The organism is Bradyrhizobium centrosematis (genome assembly GCF_045571495.1).
GTDB classification, from domain to species: domain Bacteria; phylum Pseudomonadota; class Alphaproteobacteria; order Rhizobiales; family Xanthobacteraceae; genus Bradyrhizobium; species Bradyrhizobium centrosematis.
Genome location: NZ_CP120703.1, coordinates 4,346,816 through 4,364,018, shown reverse-complemented (window position 1 = coordinate 4,364,018; position 17,203 = coordinate 4,346,816). Strand labels below are relative to the sequence as shown.

Here is a 17,203-nt window from a genome sequence, read left to right as displayed (position 1 = left end):
CCATGACCGCGCTTCGCATGCGTGCCCGCGATTTCCTGACCGACGACCAGCTTGCCGACGTGCGCCGGCGTGTGACCTGGAAAGGCGTCGCGCTGATCGCGCATGCCTGGGCGCTGATCATTGCCGCCGTCGCGCTGGTCGCGTGGTGGCCCAATCCGCTCACCTACGTCTTCGCCGTCGCGATCATCGGCTCGCGCCAGCTCGGCCTCGCGATCCTGATGCATGACGGCGCGCATGGCTGCCTGTCCGCCGACGAGAAGACCAATCTGGCACTGAGCCAGTGGTTCTGCGCCTATCCGCTGTTTGCGGAGACGCGCAGCTACCGGCGCTATCACCTGCAGCACCATGCGCGCACGCAGCAGGAGGATGACCCCGACCTCGTGCTGTCGGCGCCGTTTCCGATCACGAAACTCAGCTACCGCCGCAAGTTCATTCGCGACATCACCGGGCAGACCGGCTATCAGCAGCGCAAGGCCCAACTGCTCAACGCGCTCGGCTCGAAGGACTGGCCGTGGCGCCAGCGCGCCGCGCATTTCTGGGACAAGCTCGGCCCGCAATGCACCGTCAATGCGGGGATGTTCGCGGCGTGTGCGGCCGCCGGCGTGTGGTGGGCCTATCCGCTGCTATGGCTGGTGCCGCTGCTCACCTGGATGATGGTCATCACCCGCATCCGCAACATCGCCGAGCACGCCGTCGTGCCCGACAGCAGCGATCCCTTGCGCAACACCCGCACCACGCACGCCAACTTTCTCGAGCGCCTGTTCATCGCGCCGTATTACGTGAACTATCACCTCGAGCATCATCTGCTGTTCTACGTGCCCTGCTACAATCTGCCGAAGGTGCATCGGCTGCTCAGTGCAAGCCGGCATGCCGGCCGCATGGAGGTGCAGCCGGGCTATGCCGCGGTGCTCCGGCTGGCGACGGCGAAGCCCGATCGCGACGATCGGCCGGGTCAGTTGGTGAACAGCGCGCGGCGCGCGCAGGCTGGGCTGAAGGTCGACGCCAACCAGACCGCCGGCGGGTTTTGACGCGGCGTATCCCCAGTTGAATGCCGGCCGGGGTTCCCATCTCGGCTTGACAGTCCGGCCCCGGACAGTGTCTACGGCCCCCTTTGGAGCACGATCCGGAACCATGGCCCAAGGAACCAGGCCCCAAGGCCGCGCGTAATCGGCTGCCGGTTCTTGCAGGGATCGTGCCCGACAAGCAGGGAGCGCCGATGACGGCAGCATTCACATTTCCGGGGCAGGGGTCCCAGGCAGTCGGCATGGGCAAGGCTCTGGCTGACGCCTTTCCGGTCGCGCGCGCCGTGTTCGACGAGGTCGATGCCGCGCTGTCCGAGAAGCTGACGGCCGTTATCTGGGATGGTCCGGCCGAAACCCTCCAGCTCACCGAAAATGCCCAGCCAGCGCTGATGGCGGTGTCTGTCGCCACCCTGCGCGTGCTTGAGGCCGAGGCTGGTTTTTCCGTGGGGCGGGACGCGGCCTTCGTCGCCGGCCATTCGCTCGGTGAATATTCGGCGCTGGCCGCGGCCGGCAGCCTGACGGTTTCGGACACCGCCCGCCTGCTTCGCACCCGCGGTCTCGCAATGCAAAAGGCCGTCCCGGTTGGCGCCGGCGCAATGGCCGCGCTGCTCGGGCTCGACTACGAGACCGCCATGGAGGTGGCCAACGAGGCGGCGCAGGGGCAGGTCTGCCAGGCCGCCAACGACAATGGCGGCGGCCAGGTCGTCGTCTCCGGCGACAAGGCCGCGGTTGATCGCGCCGTCGAGATCGCCAAGACCAAGGGCGCCAAGCGCGCGATGCTGCTGCCGGTGTCCGCCCCGTTCCATTGCAAGCTGATGCAGCCTGCCGCCGACGCCATGGCGGAGGCGCTGTCGAAGGTCACCATCAAGGCGCCGGCCGCGCCGCTGGTGTCGAACGTGCTGGCCAGCGCCATCACCGATCCCGACGAGATCCGCCGCCGCCTGGTCGAGCAGGTTACCGGAACGGTGCGCTGGCGCGAGTCGGTTGCCTATATGGCAGGGCAGGGCGTCACCCGTTTCTTCGAGATCGGTGCCGGCAAGGTGCTGACCGGTCTCGTCAAGCGCATTGCGGACGGCGCCGTCGGGGTTGCCGTCGGCGGTCCCAACGACATTGCCGCCGCCAAAGAAGCCTTGGCCGCCGCGAAGCAGGGGTGAGGAGTTATCGATGTTCGATCTGACTGGCAAAAAGGCGCTCGTCACCGGCGCGACCGGCGGCATCGGCGGCGCGATCGCGCAGGCGCTGCATGCGCAGGGCGCGACCGTTGCGATTTCCGGAACGCGCAAGGAGGTGCTGGATGAGCTCGCCGGCAAGCTTGGCGAACGCGTCTTTGTGTTGCCCTGCAATCTTTCCAAGGCCGACGAGGTCGAAGCGCTGGTGCCGGCGGCGGAAGCCGCGATGGGCCAGGTCGACATCCTCATCGCCAATGCCGGCATCACCCGCGACAATCTCTTCGTGCAGCTGCGTGACGAGGATTGGGAGGAGGTCATCAACGTCAATCTGACCGCGACCTTCCGCCTGGCGCGGGCCGCCACCAAGCTGATGATGCGCAAGCGCTTCGGCCGCATCATCGCCATCACCTCGGTGGTCGGCGTCACCGGCAACCCCGGACAGGGCAACTACACCGCGTCGAAGGCGGGCCTGATCGGCATGATCAAGACGTTGGGCGCCGAATACGCCAAGCGCGGCGTGACCGCGAACTGCATCGCCCCCGGCTTCATCAAGACGCCGATGACCGACGCGCTCAACGACAAGCAGCGTGAAACGATTCTGACCAAGGTTCCGGCTGCCCGTCTGGGGACGCCCGAAGACATCGCGGCGGCCGCCGTCTACCTGAGTTCGAACGAAGCGGCCTACGTCACCGGCCAGACCATCCACGTCAACGGCGGCATGGCCATGATCTGAAGCCCTCGTTCCGCGCTGCCCACATGGGCGGTGCGGGATGCGGCAAACGGCCGTTTTCGGAGCGAAATGAGGCTTGTAGTCAAGGCAATTGAAGTATGATAACCGGACCTTCAACGGATGGGCAAAGAACGCCATTGCAGGTTTTTGAAACCCTGTATATTGGCGATGCGGAGCCTTGGCCGTCGTTCGCCGGGCCCTGTATCGGTTAGGATGGGGCCAAATCAAAGTTCGTAAGCGAAGGCAAAGTAACACGACCACGACGGCTCGTATCGTCCCGGGGGGTCGGGTCTACAGGGAACAACACGAGGTTAAGCAATGAGTGACATTGGCGAGCGGGTTAAGAAGATCGTGGTCGAACACCTTGGTGTTGAACCCGAGAAGGTTGTCGACAACGCGAGCTTCATCGACGACCTCGGCGCCGACAGTCTGGACACCGTCGAACTGGTGATGGCGTTCGAAGAGGAATTCGGTTGCGAGATTCCGGACGACGCCGCGGAAACGATTCTCACCGTCGGCGATGCCACGAAGTTTCTCGAGAAGAACGCGAAGAGCTAAGGCTCTTCATTTTCGCGGGGACAACATTGAAACCGGACGGGCCGCTTCCCAGCGGTCAGCCGGTTTCTTGTTATTGGCCGTGAATGTTTCGATGCGGAGTTTTCGGATATGAGGCGGGTTGTCGTCACGGGTCTCGGCATGGTCTCGCCACTCGGTTGCGGCGTCGAGCCGACCTGGAAGCGCATCCTCAACGGCGAAAGCGGGGCGCGCAGGATCGAGAGCTTCGATGTGTCCGATCTCCAGACCAAGATCGCCTGCACGGTCGTGCGCGGCGACGGGTCCAACGACACCTTCAATCCCGACAAGTGGATGGAGCCGAAGGACCAGCGCAAGGTCGACGACTTCATCATCTTCGGCATGGCCGCGGCCGGCCAGGCGCTCGACGACGCCAACTGGCACCCCGAGACCGAAGAGGACAAGTGCGCTACCGGCACCATGATCGGCTCCGGCATCGGCGGCCTCAACGGCATCGCCGACACCGCGATCCTCCTGAAGGAGCGCGGACCGCGCCGGGTGTCGCCGTTCTTCATTCCCGGCCGCCTGATCAATCTCGCCTCCGGCTACGTCTCGATCGCCCACGGGCTGAAGGGACCGAACCATTCCGTGGTCACGGCCTGCTCGACCGGCGCGCATGCGGTCGGCGATGCGGCGCGCCTGATTGCGCTCGGCGATGCCGACGTGATGGTCGCGGGCGGTGCCGAGTCGCCGATCAGCCGCATCGGCATTGCCGGCTTCAACGCCGCGCGCGCGCTCTCGACCGGCTTCAACGAGACGCCCGAGAAGGCCTCGCGTCCCTACGACAAGGACCGCGACGGTTTTGTGATGGGCGAGGGTGCTGGCGTTCTGGTGCTCGAGGAGCTCGATCACGCGCAGCGTCGCGGCGCCAGAATCTATGCCGAGGTGATCGGCTATGGTCTGTCGGGTGACGCCTATCACATTACGTCGCCGTCGCCCGATGGCGATGGCGGCTTCCGCAGCATGTCGGCCGCGCTCAAGCGTGCCGGCCTGACCGCATCCGATCTCGACTACATCAACGCGCACGGCACCTCGACACCGCTCGGAGACGAGATCGAGCTCGGGGCCGTCGAGCGTCTGCTCGGCAACGCCGCCTCCAAGGTTGCGATGTCCTCGACCAAATCGTCGACCGGTCACCTGCTCGGCGCGGCTGGTGCGATCGAGGCGATCTTCGCCATTCTCGCGATTCGCGATAATGTCGTGCCGCCGACGATCAATCTCGACAATCCGTCGGTCGAGACCGCGATCGATCTGGTGCCGCACACGGCGAAGAAGCGAGGGGTCAACGTTGCCTTGTCGAACTCTTTTGGTTTTGGCGGCACCAACGCGTCGGTGATCGTCCGGCGTTTCACCAATTAGTTTGTGTTTGAGACGAATCCACCGTTTTGCCGTATTCGGCGATAGTCATGGAAGTGGGCGTGCATTTGGCCCGGCAAGCGATTGTCGGGCCGCTATTGAACCGGCAGGATTCAGGTTGCTTCGATGAGTGAAAGGCCGCCCATTTCGCCCCGGAGTCCGCGTGCCGCGCTGGAGCCCGAGCAGCTTCCGCCGCCGCCGAAGCGATCGGACCGCGCGCGCAATCCGCTCGTGGTCGTCGGCAACGCCATCATCACCCTTCTGCTGATCGCCATGCTCGGCGCCGGCGGGGTCTATTATTACGGCCGGCAGGTGCTCGAGGCGCCGGGGCCGCTGAAGGAAGACAAGATCGTCAACATTCCGCAGCGCGCGGGCAAGCGTGACATCGCCGAGACGCTGAACCGGGAAGGCGTGACCGACGTCAATCCCTGGGTGTTCATCGCCAGCGTCGCCGCGTTGAAGGCGAGCTCGGATCTCAAGCCGGGTGAATATGCGTTCCAGAAGAACGCCTCGCTCCGCGACGTCATCGCCACCATCGTCGAGGGCAAGGTGGTGCAGCATGCCGTCACGATTCCGGAAGGCCTGACCTCCGAGCAGATCGTGGCGCGCCTGTCCGACAACGACATCTTCACCGGCAGCGTGCGCGAGCTGCCGCGCGAGGGCACGCTGTTGCCGGAGACCTACAAGTTCCCGCGCGGCACGCCGCGCGAGCAGGTGATCCAGCGCATGCAGCAGGCGCACAAGCGTGTGCTCGCCGAGATCTGGGAGCGGCGCAACCAGGACATTCCGGTCAAGACGCCGGAGCAGCTGGTGACGCTGGCCTCGATCGTGGAAAAGGAAACCGGCAAGCCCGACGAGCGCAGCCGCGTCGCTGCGGTGTTCGTCAACCGCCTGAAACAGCGGATCAAGCTGCAGTCCGATCCGACCATCATCTATGGTCTCGTCGGCGGCAAGGGCACGCTCGGCCGGCCGATCAAGCGCAGCGAGATCACGCAGCCTTCGCCCTACAATACCTATGTGATCGAGGGCCTGCCGCCGGGCCCGATCTCCAATCCCGGCCGCGCCTCGCTGGAGGCGGCCGCCAATCCGGCCCGCACCCGCGACCTCTATTTCGTCGCGGACGGCACCGGCGGGCATGCCTTCACCGAGACCTACGACGCGCACCAGAAAAACGTCGCCAAGCTGCGCGCGATGGAAAAGCAGATCCAGAACGACACCGTCGAGCCGGCCGAGGAGGCCGCGCCGCCCGCTGCCGCCGCCCCCGGGGGCACCGATGCGCCGACCGCGACAACGCCGGCCCGGCCCAATCAGCAGAAGAAGCCGCCGGCCGCGCGCCCCGCAAATCCGGCACCGGCGCGGCAGGGCGCGGTGCAACCCTCGCCGCCGGTGGTCCAGCGCTAGGCGCGTTGCAGACCTGCCTGCGGGACTTTGCGGATTCCACTTTCCTGCAAAATAGTCTTAAGATTCGCGTGGCTTGATGCCTTGCGAATCCCGTGTTTCTGGAGAATTTGACCTGATGGCGCTGTCGTCCATGACCGGCTTTGCGAGATGCCACGGCGCTAGCGGGCCGTACACGTTCGAATGGGAATTGAAGTCGGTCAACGCCAAGGGCTTTGATCTCAGGGTGCGGTTGCCGCAGGGGTTCGACGAGCTCGAGGCTCACGCCAAGAAGCGTGCCGGCGAGCTTTTGTCGCGCGGCACCGTGTACGCCAATCTCAACGTCAAGCGCACCAACGCGGCCGCTACGGTCCGCGTCAATGAGGACGTGCTCAACGCCGTCCTGAAGGCCGCCGCGCTGATCTCCGGCAAGGTCGACGCAGTGGCGCCGAGCATCGACGGCCTGCTCGCCATCAAGGGCGTCGTCGAGGTCGCCGAGCCCGAGGGCGACGAGGAGGAGGACAAGGCTGCGCGCGCCGCTGCCGCCGAGGCCTTCGACAAGGCGCTCGACGAGCTCGTCGCGATGCGCAAGCGCGAGGGCATCTCGCTCGGCCAGATCCTGACCCAGCGGGTGGACGAGATCGAGCAGCTGGCGAAAAGAGCCGAAGCCGCCCCTGGTCGCAAGCCCGAGGCGATCAAGGCGAGACTCGCCGAGCAGATCGCGACGCTGCTCGACACCTCCGACCGCTTCGATTCCGACCGCCTGATGCAGGAGGCGATCCTGATCGCCACCAAGGCCGACATCCGCGAGGAGCTCGACCGCATCGCCTCCCATATCGCGCAGGCGCGCGAGCTGATCGGCAAGGGCGGCCCGATCGGCCGCAAGCTCGACTTCCTGGCGCAGGAGTTTCACCGCGAGGTCAACACCTGCTGCTCGAAGTCGAACGACATCGAGCTGACCAATACGGGGCTGGCCATGAAGAACGTGGTCGAGCAGTTCCGCGAGCAGGTCCAGAATCTGGAGTGATCGATGACGACGGGCGGTCACGGAACTGACGGTGTCGAGCGGCGCGGATTGATGTTCGTGCTGTCCTCGCCCTCGGGCGCGGGCAAGACGACGCTGTCACGGATGTTGCTCGAGCGGGAGCCCGGCCTGAAGATGTCAGTATCGGCGACGACGCGACAGATGCGGCCGGGAGAAGTCGAGGGGCGCGATTATTTCTTCGTGAGTAAGCCCCAGTTCGAGACGATGGTGAAGCAGGACGAACTGCTTGAATGGGCCACCGTATTTGACAATCTTTACGGAACGCCGCGTGCGCCGGTCGAGGCGGCACTGTCGGCCGGGCAGGATGTGCTGTTCGACATCGACTGGCAGGGCACGCAGCAACTGCATCAGAAAGCCAGCGTCGATGTCGTTCGCGTCTTCATCCTGCCGCCCTCGGCGGCCGATCTCGAAAAGCGCCTTCATTCGCGCGCGCAGGATTCCGACGAGGTCATCCGCAAGCGCATGAGCCGCGCCAGCCACGAGATGAGCCACTGGGCCGAGTACGACTACATCGTGATCAATCACGACGTCGATGAGGCCTTCGCCGAGGTGCAGTCGATCCTCAAGGCCGAGCGCCTCAAGCGCGAGCGGCGGATTGGCCTCGTTGGTTTCGTGCGAGGCTTGCAAGGTCAGCTTCAGGGCTAGGCTGCGGCAGCCGCGGCCCTTGCTTCGCCAGCCGCTCCAGCATCGCGGTGATCACGTCGACGTCGACGGTGTCCTCGGTCCGCACATCCTCATTGCGATGGTCTTCACCAAGCGCGACCGGCTTTTCGTCGTCGGTCTCCTTGGCCGCGACCCGCGGCGGCGACGCCTCGATCTCGAAGGCTCGGTTGAAGATAGAAGCCTTGTCGAGCTCTGCGGCCTCGTTGCGAATGACGGCGGATCGGGGCGCGATCTTGCCGATCTCCTTGGTGAACGCGGAGAGTTGCGCGGTCTGCGGTCGTAGTTCGTCGAAGTCGACCGGGCCCGGCTGCGCCCGCGGTGTGGCGCCGGCCGTCGCACCAAGCCAGGGCGCGCGGCTTCCGTCATGGTCCTGCGGCGACCAATCGTCCCAATGCCCGCGGCGGTCGGCGGCTTGGACGCGGACGCGTCCGCCGGCAAAGCGGTAGATGACGCTGGCGAGGATGCCTGCGAGCGTCAGCGCGCCGCCGATCACGAGCATCAACATCTGCAGCGAGCCGCTGGACTTGTCGCTCGTGCCGTCGGCGGCGGGCCCGGGCGGGGCGGGCGATCTTGACGCTTTCGCGTTCGGCTGCGCGGCGACCGCGACCGTGGTGGGTGCAGGCTGTGGCGCTGATGCGGAGGACGCCGTCGAGACCTCGGGTCCGCGCGCGGTCGTGCCCGGCTGCTGCGCGTTGATCTCGGCGACGCTGCTCGGCGGCTGCGGCGCGACCGCGGGCGCATTCGCTGTAGCCGGGGCCGTCACGTTCGGCGCGCTTGGTGCGGCATTCGTCTGCGGCGCGATATATTCGGCGCGCGCATTCTGCACCGCCTGCGGCGGTGCTGCATCCGCCTCGGAGGCGTCGGTCGTCGTTTGCGCGGTCTGCGAGGCTTTGTCGCCTGCAGCGCGCAGATACCAGCACTGCCGCTTGGTCGTGCGTTCGAGGCGATAGTACCAGTGCTGGCCCTGTGGCGCGGCACCCTTCGGCGTGACCAGGCATTCGGCAGCCGGGCTGGCGGTGCTCGATGCGGTGGGCGCGTTCTGCGATACGGCGGCCAGTGGTGCGCCGGCAATGATACTGCCAACCAGCGCGGATACGAACTTTGCGGTGCGGTTGCCCATCCTGGTCTCCCGGTTACGCATGACGCAACTCTCAACCACCCCTTTGTCATCAAAGACTTGGGTGGCAATGAGCCGCAAATCCGGAGAGGATGTGGCTTGAATTGGGCCTGCGCGGCGTTTGTTCCGCAGCGAAATCGGGCGTCTTCGCTGCGTTATTGTTTCGTCGAATTCCAGGTTCCGCCGCAGCCGTCCGAGCGGCGCCAAGTTCCGGAGCCGCTGCGTGCGCCGAGATGGCCGGCGCCCGTGAAGGTCACGCCGTCGCCTTGACCGACGGTCCCAACTGCGCCGCTCGGGCTGACCGTGCCGCTGACGCCCTGGCCGATGACCTTGCCCGAGGAGACGACGACTGCGCCGGACGTGGTGCCGCCGCAGCCGATGCTGGTGACCACCCAGGCGCCGTCAAAGCTGCCGCCGCCACCTCCGCCGCCGCGCCGCGACGACGAGCGCGATTCCTCCGCCGGCTTGCTCCGTCGCGCCGAGGGAGCGGGCTCGGCCGAGCGGTCCGAACGCGAGCCCGACAGCGACTTCTCGTAGTTGCCGATCGAGCCGCCGGCGCTGCCGGACTGGGCCAACGCGCAAAATGGGGCGAGGGAAACGGTGAGGAGGACGGCAAGGGTAATCATACGGATGACGGCAACGGTCATGTGCAAACATCCCAATGAAAAAATCAGCGGCCGGAGCCGTCCGCGCAGACGGCCCCGATAATGCGGCAAGCTTTGCCAGCCTTGCCGCATTCGTCAAGCGCGGCATCCCGGGCGCGCTGCACGCCCTCGCGCTGGACCAGCGACCAGGACTTTTCGGAGATCGCGAACGCGCCGCAGCTCTTGCCGTAGAACGACAGCTCGATCGGGCATTTGGCACCGGCGCAATTGCCGCGCGCATCCGCCACCGCCGCGCGCCGTGAGGCGTGATTCCAGGAGATGCCCCATTTGCTGCTGTCAGGCCCGTAGACGATCGAGCCCCAGGGCTTCAGATCCTCCATCTTGCGCATTCGCAGCAGCAGGCCTTCGGTCGGCTCCCCGTTCGGAGCCATCGAGATTCGCTGCTGCAGCTTCGTGATCGCCCGCGTCAGGCCGTCGGGCGTGTCCGGGTCGAAATTAAGCTCGTAGAGCCGTTCGCTGAGTTCGCTGAGCAGCGCGGCATCGCGCAAGGGCACGTGGTCGGGATCGGCGCGCAGGCGCTCGGCAGGGAGCGGATCGGCCTGCATCGCCGTGACGTGCGGCGGCGCGGTTTGCGTTGGCGGCACGAAGTAGAACGTCCCGTCGATCGGCGAGGACGACACCCACGGTTGCTGCGCGCCCGAAGTTGCGCGCTTCACGGCGAGGCCGACCTGGTTGAAGGTCTGGAACACGTCGAGGCCGGCGACCCGGATGGTCGTCGCCAGCGCCTTGGTATAGGGGCTGTGACCGTCGGCGCCGTCCTGGGCGACGTTGCCGGGCTGGGTCGCATAGGAGATCAGCGTGCCCTCGGGTGCGCGCATCTGCGCAAGACCGCCGTCCGATGATCGCAAGCCGCGCGAGCCGAACGGGTTGTTGCGACAGGCATCCAGGATCACGAGGTTGAGGCGGGTGCCGGAGCCCTGCATCTGGCGAAGCACGAGATTGACGTCGGTCATCTGGAAATCGACGTCGGCCTCGCGCGTCGGATTGGCGCCGATCGGCACGAGATAGTTGGAGCCCGCGACCTGCACGCCGTGGCCGGCATAATAGAACAGCGCGACGTCGGCGCCCTGGACCTGGCGGCCAAAGCTCTGCACCGCGAGGTCCATCGCCCCCTTGTCGAGATCGAGCTGGGCGCGGCCGCCGACCAGCGTGAAGCCGAGCGCACCGAGCGTCTCCGCCATCAGGCTTGCGTCCTTGGACGGATTGTCCAGCGGCGTGATGTTCTTGTAGGCGGAGTTGCCGACCACGAGCGCGATGCGCTTCTCGGCCGATGCGTGAAGCGTCGTGACCGCGAGCACGGCCGCGATGAGCCCGGCCAGCCGCGGGACGCGATTGAAAATCCTCGCGCGCATGAAATGCCCCAAAATAATGGCGGCACTCTACCAGCTCTGCGCGCGCGCGAAAAGCGGCGCGACGCTGTCGCGTCTGCGGCCGAGGGAGCGCGCACGGATCACAGCCGCGCGCTGCGCAAGGCCATCAAAGGGTTACGATGATCGAACGCCTACGAAAGCCATTGACCGCCCAGTCAAGACCTGCGGCCTCCGCGACCTCAGGATAAGACCGGCACAAGCGAGCAGGATGCCCAGCAGCCCACCTCCCACTGTCGGGCCGGGCACGGCCGAAACGATGCCCGGAGCACCGGTCAGGGTCGCAACGTCAGGGGATAAGCCGCCGCGGCAAACGCTGAACGGATCATCGCCGGGGGCGCAGCCCACGAACTGGTATCGTCCCGTCGCGCCCGGCTGAGTGATGAAGACTTTTTGGGAAAGGCTCGGTGTGCTCACCGTTATCGCGTTCTCACCCGGCAGGCCTTCCTGCCACGTCACCAGGGTGTTGCCGGTCGCTATTGGAAATGTGCCGACTTGATCGACGAAGAATGTACCTGAGGTAAACCCAAGAAATTGGTATTGGCCCGAAGAGAAGTCGATGAGCTGGTCCGCAGGCCCGCTGTCGAAGGACAGGTGAAGCGTGAACTGGGAAGAAATGTTCTGGCTCGGCCCACACCCGCCAAGCGGATCGCAAACAAAACGGACGCTTTCGGCCCGCCCCGAGATATCAAGTTGAATGATGCTCGCTGCGGCGTCTGAGACTCCGAGGAGGCAAACAAGCGGCGCTCCGAGCAGAAGTCTCCAAATTTGACGAGCCTGTTTGAACCAATTCGGAAAGACACTCATCGAACCTCTCCCTCAGGGCTACCAGCTGCTGCGAGAGTGCCTCGCGGCTTTGAGACGGATCGAACCTTACGCGTTCAGCTCGCCGTCACTTCCGATCAGTGTCAGCGGATCCCCTCTTGCGTTTCCCCTGCCGCGACGAGCCGGAGACGACGGTTCGATCATGGAAGCCCAGGGAGCGCTCCCGGTCCTTGAGGAAGATCAAGCTGAGCGATCTTCCTCAGAAGCCGCTGCCCAGTCGCTTCGGAAAGCCTCTCGGGCATCTGGAAACCTATCGCCTCCGCTATCGTTATCTCGCGGCTGAGGAGAGGCCATGCCGATCAAGGACCAGATCAAGAATTTTGCCAAGAAGCTGGTGGAGGACCGTCCCGATGCGGCGACGCTGCGGACGTTGGTGCGTGCGCGAGAACCCCGCGCCCTCCGTTTTCGCGACGACGGCATCGTGCCGAACAATCCGAATTTTCCGGCGCTGTTCTATCGCGGCGCGGTGCAGCTGAAGGGCCGGCGCTTTCCGCCTGACGTGGTCATCGACACGCTATTCGGTACCAATGGCTGGGGCCGGTCATGGCGCGATACCGTCTATGATTTCGTCCATTACCATTCGCAGATCCATGAAGTCATGGGCGTGGCGCGCGGTACGGCCCGGATCGAGTGCGGCGGCATCAAGGGCCGCATCCTCAATGTCAAGGCGGGGGACGTTCTGGTCCTGCCCGCGGGTACGGGACACCGGCTGATCGAGTCCAGCCGGGACTTTCTGGTCGTCGGCGCGTATCCGCAGGACGGGACCTATGACGAGTGCACCGACACGCGCGAGCGTCCCGACGCCGTCAAGCGCATCGCCAAGGTCCGCAAGCCGAAGACCGATCCGGTCCTGGGACCCAGCGGCCCGCTGCTCGATGCGTGGCGGCGAGAGCGGTCGTGATCTTAACCCAAGAGAACGCCGGCGCGCGCAGCGGCTGCGTTCAGGTCAGATAGTCCGGCGTGAAATCCGCCAGCTGGCGCAGCTCCTCGGGCTGCAGCAGCTCGATCTCGCTGCCCTCCCAGGCGATCAATCCGCGATGCCTCAATTCCTGAATGGTGCGATTGACATGGACGATCGACAGGCCGCAGGCGTCGGCGACGTGCCGCTGCGTCATCGGCATCTGGAAGCAGCCGTTCTTGAGAAGGCCGACGACCTCGAGCCTGGCAGCGAGCTCGCAGATGAGGTGCGCAACTTTCGGCAGCGCCGCCTGGGCACCGAGGCGGGCGATCCATTGCCGTGAGATCGCCGCATCGATCAGCGTCTCGCGCCAGAATGCGCGGGTCAAAGGGAGCGAGCCGTCGAGCAGCTGACGGAGCTGGCTGTGCGCGACGGTGCCGACGATGGTCGGTCCGAGGCCGACGAGATCCGCGTCCATCGGCGACACCAGCAGCGTGTGCAGGCATGGCATGTCGCCGGGGACGTGGAAGGCGAGGATCTGGCTGCGGTCACCGACGATGCGCGACTGGTAGAGAAAGCCGCTGACGACGAAGACGCAGCGCGAAGCGGTCTCGCCGTGGCGCAGCACGATCTCGCCGTCAGCGACGGGCCGCAGCGTGGCGGGCAGGGCGGCGACCTGTCCGCGCTCGTCGTCGGATAGGCCCGCGATCGCCTGGAGACGCGCGATGAACTTCGGATGGGGCATGGGCTCGCGCGATGCCTCAGTCGCCCCGCGGCCTCGATGCTTCGACGAAGCGCCGCGAGAGCTTGGCGAGGGTCCAGTCGGAGACCGGCGCAGAGCGGAACTCGCGGATGGCGCGGGCGAGTTCCTGATCGGACATCGGCCGGACCGGCTCGCGCAACGTGCCGTCCCTGAAGGCATCGCTGATGCAGTCGAGGTGCGCGCTGGTTTCGGATGCGAACAGGCCGCGGATGCGTTCCAGAATAGTGGTAGGGCTCATGAGAGGGGTGTGCTCGGTGCGCTCGGTGTGGATGCGACCCAGGCCGGTCGCAAGCCGGTTAGCAACCTGTGCTTCTGATCGGCGTTCTAGTCCGCTGAACCCGAGCCGGGTGTATCTTTTGATAGACCCGGTGCGATTTTTGGCGGCGCCATGGAAAAAACTCACGACGTGCTGATCCGGAACCTGTGCGAGCACACCGCGCTCGCCGAGGAGGATCTTGCCGAAATCCGCGCGCTCACCTTCACCCAGCGCGATCTCGAGCCGAATGAGGACTTCATCCGGCAAGGCGACGAACCCGAACATTCGGTGCTGGTCGTCTCCGGCATGATCGCGCGCTACCACCTGCTCGTCAGCGGCCGGCGGCAATATCTTGCCTTTCACCTCACCGGCGACCTGCCGGATGCGCAGGGCCTGTTCATCGACCAGATGGACCACGGATTGAGCGCGCTGGGACCAGCCTCGGTCGCCTTCATTCCGCATCGCGAGTTGTTCATCGCTTTTCGGCGGCGGCCGACCTTCGGACTGGCGGTCTGGCGCGAGACGCTGCTCGATGCCGCGATCTTTCGCGAGGCCATTACCAACAACAGCGCCCGGCCGATGCAGACGCGCATGGCGCACCTGTTCTGCGAGCTGTTCTATCGCGCCCGTGCCGCGCAGCTCGTTCGCGGCAATCGCTGCCGCGTACCGATCAGCCTGGCGCAGCTCGGCGAGACGCTGGGCATGGCGATCGCGACGGTGAACCGGTCGCTCGCCGAGCTGAGACGAAGCGACGTCATGGATCTGCGCGACGGCGAGCTGATCGTGATGAAATGGCGTGAATTGCAGCGGCTCGGAGATTTCAATCCGGCCTATCTGCACCTGAAGCGTCAATCGTCGCCGCGGATGTAGGGCTGCAGAAGCGGGATCCCGTCGGAAGACCGCCGCGCACTCGTCTCGATCATGCGTCAGTCGCCGGCAGTCGCTGCGCGCCCAGCACTTCGTCAAAATGTTTCTTTACCCAATCGTTGCAGCAGCAGGCCTTGGCCTCGAGCGCCGGCGCGTCGAGGATCAGGATGGCACCGCGGCGGGTGGCGAGGATGCGCCTTGCCTTGAACATCTGGATGACGCGGCTGGCATAGCTGCGGGAGACGCCCAGCATGCCGGCGAGCTGCTCGTGGGTGAGGGGAATCTCGGCCCGGCCGATACGTTCCTGCGTGGAGATGATCCACTTGGCGGCGCGCTGCTCGATCGAATGCGTGGCGTTGCAGGCCGCGGTCTGCAGCAACTGCGCGAACTGGCAGTCGGCATAGCGCGAGAAGATCTCCTGCAGCGCGATCGACCTCTGCTGCGCCTGCTCGAGCGCGCGCAGCGGCAGCCGGACCAGCGTGCCGCCCAGCTTCACGACGACGCGGGAATAAGCCAGCGAAGGATTGCAGCCCGCGGCAACGCCCACCGCACCCTCGCGCCCGACCAGCAGGCTCTCGACCTCGCGATCATCCTCGACCGGCACGGCAAAGGACACGAGCGTAGGACCGCACGGGAAATGAAGCGCCGCCACGGCGTCGCCGGCGTGATGCAGGATGTGGCCCGCCTCGACGTCGATCGGCTGCAGGGCAGGTGCGAGAAGTTCGAAATCCTTGGAGGTGAGCTGCCGGAGCAGATCGTTCTGGGGCCGACCGGTCACAGTTTCTTCTCTTCGCTGGCCGGGAATCGGCGCCAGCCAGAACCCTACGTTTCCGCGGCGGAACCAACGGTTCCAAAGTGCACACAAGAGCTCGGCGGCAGCCGAAAAGTTCGCCTGTGTTCTATTGCGGAATTCCGGAAGACGTGACGCCCGCCCGGCCTGTGCTGGGCGGCCGCGTTGATTGGGGCAGGGACTGTTCAGGAGTGAACATTGCGGGATCGCGGATTGGCGTAGCATCCGGCGCCGAGCGTCGTGCCCCGTGCGCTTCGCCCGACGGACCGCCGGCCGTGATCCGCCCGAGAATGCCGCCGGGCCGGCGGTCCCGAGGCGGCGAGGGTCGTCACCCGACGCGTGTTTCGCGGGCCCATGAAGATCGGCGCAGCGCCGCGTGCGCGCGCCAGGCGTCGATCGCCTTGTTGGCGAGCATCAGCTGCCGGCGTTCGCCGGTCCGGAGCTGGGCTTCGATGGCGTCGAGAAGGAAGTTCGCGGTCTCGTCCGGCGGGCCGAGCTCGCCGCTCTGCTCCAGGCAGCTCCAGGCGATGAAGAATGCGCTTTCGACGGTGCAGCGAATGGACATGCGCTGCCAACGCGGCGACGCCGTAGGCGTTCCGTGCGGCGAGCGCAACTTGCGTCGGGCCCGCCGCAACGATGAAGTCAGTTCTTCAGCACGATTCGACCGACGACCTTGCCGGCGCGAAGCTCGTCGATCCATTTCTGAACGTCGCCCATCGGCTCCTCGCGCATCGGCGTCGGCTTGATCTTGCCCGCACGCGCCAGCGCCATCAGCTCGTGGGCTTCCGCGAGCGTGCCGACCATGAAGCCCTCGATGGTCATGCGCTTGTAGACCCATTGCACCATCGGCAGGGTGAACTGGCCGCCCATCAGGCCGGAGACCACGATCTTGCCGCCGCGCGCGGCGACCGCGACCGCAAAGGCCATCGACTTCTCATTGCCGGCGAAATCGACGATCTCGTCGAAGCCGCCTTCGGTCTCCTTCAGGATGCGCTTGATCACGTCCGGCTCGGACGGGTCGTAGGCGACCGCGGCGCCGTTCTTCAGCGCGGTATCGCGGGCGGCCGGCGAAAGGTCGGCGACCGTGATCGGCTGCTTGAACATCGCCTGCGCGAACGACAGACCCATCATGCCGACGCCGCCAAGGCCGATCAGCAGGAGGTTGCGCTGGCGCGGACGGTCGACCAGGCGCTTGAGCGCGCCGTAGGCGGTGACGCCGGAGCACATCAGCGTCGCGGCCTGGTTGACGGGCAGGGGATCGTAGTCGAGCAGGTATTTTGCGTCGGGCACCAGCACGTGGGTGGCAAAGCCGCCGTCGATGGAGACGCCGAGGAAGCGCTGCTTCACGCAAAGGTTCTCATCGCCATTGGCGCAATCGCGGCACTGGCCGCAGCCGATCCAGGGAAACACCGCCTTCTTGGCGCCGACGAGGCCGGCGGGAACGTCCGGGCCGACCTCGTCGACCACGCCCGCGATCTCGTGGCCCAGCGTGAAGGGCAATGTCATACCGCGCGTGGTGTCGAGCTTCTTGCCGCCGCCGAGATCGGCATAGCCGTCCTGGATGTGCAGGTCGGAATGGCAGAGGCCACAGCGCTCGATGCGCACCAGAACCTCGGCGCCTTTCGGCTTCGGCGTGTCGACGATGGTCTCGCACAAGGGTGCGTCGAACTTGACCAGGGACTGCCTGCGCATCAGCGCCATTTTTCTTCCTCCGGAATTC

General features: G+C 65.8%; 19 protein-coding genes. 10 read left to right on the top strand and 9 right to left on the bottom strand.

The genetic code is table 11. The annotated features are described in order from the left end of the window. Positions 1-2: 2 nt before the first annotated feature. From P6U31_RS21085 to gmk, 8 genes are all read left to right on the top strand, one after another. Complete coding sequence (locus P6U31_RS21085) at positions 3-1,028, top strand: fatty acid desaturase family protein (protein ID WP_407183598.1); 1,026 nt, start codon at positions 3-5, stop codon at positions 1,026-1,028. Positions 1,029-1,216: 188 nt separating this feature from the next. Then, complete coding sequence (fabD, locus tag P6U31_RS21080; RefSeq protein ID WP_407183597.1) at positions 1,217-2,176, top strand: ACP S-malonyltransferase; 960 nt, start codon at positions 1,217-1,219, stop codon at positions 2,174-2,176. 10 nt (positions 2,177-2,186) lie between these two features. Further along, positions 2,187-2,924 (top strand): 3-oxoacyl-[acyl-carrier-protein] reductase, encoded by a 738-nt coding sequence (fabG, locus tag P6U31_RS21075; RefSeq protein WP_126258275.1) that lies wholly within the window; start codon positions 2,187-2,189, stop codon positions 2,922-2,924. 315 nt (positions 2,925-3,239) lie between these two features. Next, a complete protein-coding gene (locus tag P6U31_RS21070) occupies positions 3,240-3,479 on the top strand; it encodes an acyl carrier protein (protein ID WP_008551805.1) in 240 nt (79 codons plus the stop codon). A gap of 108 nt (positions 3,480-3,587) precedes the next feature. Then, positions 3,588-4,853 (top strand): beta-ketoacyl-ACP synthase II, encoded by a 1,266-nt coding sequence (gene fabF, locus P6U31_RS21065; protein ID WP_407183596.1) that lies wholly within the window; start codon positions 3,588-3,590, stop codon positions 4,851-4,853. 123 nt (positions 4,854-4,976) lie between these two features. After that, positions 4,977-6,251, top strand: coding sequence for an endolytic transglycosylase MltG (gene mltG, locus P6U31_RS21060; protein ID WP_407183595.1), 1,275 nt, complete (start codon positions 4,977-4,979; stop codon positions 6,249-6,251). Positions 6,252-6,366: 115 nt separating this feature from the next. Beyond that, positions 6,367-7,254: a YicC/YloC family endoribonuclease gene (locus P6U31_RS21055; RefSeq protein WP_407183594.1), complete on the top strand. Its 888-nt coding sequence runs from the start codon at positions 6,367-6,369 to the stop codon at positions 7,252-7,254. A 3-nt stretch (positions 7,255-7,257) separates the two neighbouring features. Continuing rightward, positions 7,258-7,917: a guanylate kinase gene (gene gmk / locus P6U31_RS21050; RefSeq protein ID WP_407183593.1), complete on the top strand. Its 660-nt coding sequence runs from the start codon at positions 7,258-7,260 to the stop codon at positions 7,915-7,917. On the opposite strand, the gene P6U31_RS21045 is transcribed toward gmk, so the two are convergent. The 4 genes from P6U31_RS21045 to P6U31_RS21030 all read right to left on the bottom strand — a co-directional run bounded on the left by P6U31_RS21045 (position 7,850) and on the right by P6U31_RS21030 (position 11,891). Further along, on the bottom strand, positions 7,850-9,055 hold the full coding sequence (locus tag P6U31_RS21045; RefSeq protein ID WP_407189903.1) for a hypothetical protein: 1,206 nt from the start codon (positions 9,053-9,055) through the stop codon (positions 7,850-7,852). The two genes, gmk and P6U31_RS21045, sit on opposite strands and share 68 nt — an antisense overlap. Positions 9,056-9,207: 152 nt before the next feature. Next, positions 9,208-9,699, bottom strand: coding sequence for a hypothetical protein (locus P6U31_RS21040; protein ID WP_407183591.1), 492 nt, complete (start codon positions 9,697-9,699; stop codon positions 9,208-9,210). A gap of 23 nt (positions 9,700-9,722) precedes the next feature. Continuing rightward, positions 9,723-11,069, bottom strand: coding sequence for a caspase family protein (locus P6U31_RS21035; RefSeq protein ID WP_407183590.1), 1,347 nt, complete (start codon positions 11,067-11,069; stop codon positions 9,723-9,725). A gap of 132 nt (positions 11,070-11,201) precedes the next feature. Beyond that, entirely contained in the window at positions 11,202-11,891 is a 690-nt protein-coding gene (locus tag P6U31_RS21030) for a hypothetical protein (protein WP_407183589.1), read from the bottom strand. 310 nt (positions 11,892-12,201) lie between these two features. On the opposite strand from P6U31_RS21030, the gene P6U31_RS21025 reads away from it, so the two are divergent. After that, on the top strand, positions 12,202-12,810 hold the full coding sequence (locus P6U31_RS21025; RefSeq protein ID WP_407183588.1) for a cupin: 609 nt from the start codon (positions 12,202-12,204) through the stop codon (positions 12,808-12,810). Positions 12,811-12,850: 40 nt separating this feature from the next. On the opposite strand, the gene P6U31_RS21020 is transcribed toward P6U31_RS21025, so the two are convergent. Both P6U31_RS21020 and P6U31_RS21015 read right to left on the bottom strand, forming a co-directional pair. After that, complete coding sequence (locus P6U31_RS21020; protein ID WP_407183587.1) at positions 12,851-13,552, bottom strand: Crp/Fnr family transcriptional regulator; 702 nt, start codon at positions 13,550-13,552, stop codon at positions 12,851-12,853. Positions 13,553-13,568: 16 nt separating this feature from the next. Further along, complete coding sequence (locus P6U31_RS21015; protein WP_407183586.1) at positions 13,569-13,973, bottom strand: hypothetical protein; 405 nt, start codon at positions 13,971-13,973, stop codon at positions 13,569-13,571. Between P6U31_RS21015 and P6U31_RS21010 the strand changes: the two genes are divergently transcribed. Continuing rightward, a complete protein-coding gene (locus tag P6U31_RS21010) occupies positions 13,959-14,696 on the top strand; it encodes a Crp/Fnr family transcriptional regulator (protein ID WP_407183585.1) in 738 nt (245 codons plus the stop codon). The two genes, P6U31_RS21015 and P6U31_RS21010, sit on opposite strands and share 15 nt — an antisense overlap. Positions 14,697-14,745: 49 nt before the next feature. Here the strand turns inward: P6U31_RS21010 and P6U31_RS21005 are convergent, their stop codons facing one another. From P6U31_RS21005 to P6U31_RS20995, 3 genes are all read right to left on the bottom strand, one after another. Beyond that, a complete protein-coding gene (locus P6U31_RS21005) occupies positions 14,746-15,471 on the bottom strand; it encodes a Crp/Fnr family transcriptional regulator (RefSeq protein ID WP_407183584.1) in 726 nt (241 codons plus the stop codon). A gap of 340 nt (positions 15,472-15,811) precedes the next feature. Beyond that, complete coding sequence (locus P6U31_RS21000) at positions 15,812-16,048, bottom strand: hypothetical protein (RefSeq protein ID WP_407183583.1); 237 nt, start codon at positions 16,046-16,048, stop codon at positions 15,812-15,814. Between the two features lie 77 nt (positions 16,049-16,125). After that, complete coding sequence (locus P6U31_RS20995) at positions 16,126-17,184, bottom strand: alcohol dehydrogenase (protein WP_407183582.1); 1,059 nt, start codon at positions 17,182-17,184, stop codon at positions 16,126-16,128. Positions 17,185-17,203 lie beyond the last annotated feature (19 nt).